The 557-nt window shown below is 32.7% G+C and carries 1 protein-coding gene; it reads left to right on the forward strand.

From position 1 onward, the window contains the following. Positions 1-557, forward strand: a 557-nt coding sequence (locus KJQ97_RS09330; protein WP_214120682.1) for a methyl-accepting chemotaxis protein, incomplete at both ends; no start/stop codon positions are given.

A 557-nucleotide genomic window follows, 5' to 3' on the forward strand; every position in this document is an offset into this window, starting at 1 on the left:
AATCTAACAGCTAAATCAAACGAACTTAGCAGTGGAGATGGAGATTTAACTAAAAAGCTAGATGATAAAGGTAATGATGAAATAGCTCAAGCTTGTAAAGCTATTAATATATTCTTAGAAAAAGTAAGAATTCTAATAGCACAAGCAAAAGATATCTCAAATGAAAACGCTTCAATAGCAAATGAATTAAGCCACACAAGTCTTCAAACAGGTAAGCGTGCAGAAGAAGGTAGTGTAATAGTTACAGAAGTAGCCAATAAAGGAACTAATACTAAAGCAAACCTTGATAAAGGCGTAATTGGTGCAGCTAAAGGTAAAGATGAATTAAGTAATGCAAGTAAGTTTATAAAATCAGCAAACGATGCTATTAATTCATTAACTAATCAAATAAATCATAGTGCTGATATAGAAAGTGCTTTAGCTAGTAAGATTGAGCAATTAAGCCGTGATGCTGATAATGTTAAATCTATTTTAGAAATAATTAATGATGTAGCAGACCAGACTAACTTACTTGCACTAAATGCTGCAATTGAAGCAGCAAGAGCAGGAGAGCATGG

Source organism: Campylobacter sp. 2018MI01 (assembly GCF_018501205.1).
Lineage (GTDB): Bacteria > Campylobacterota > Campylobacteria > Campylobacterales > Campylobacteraceae > Campylobacter_E.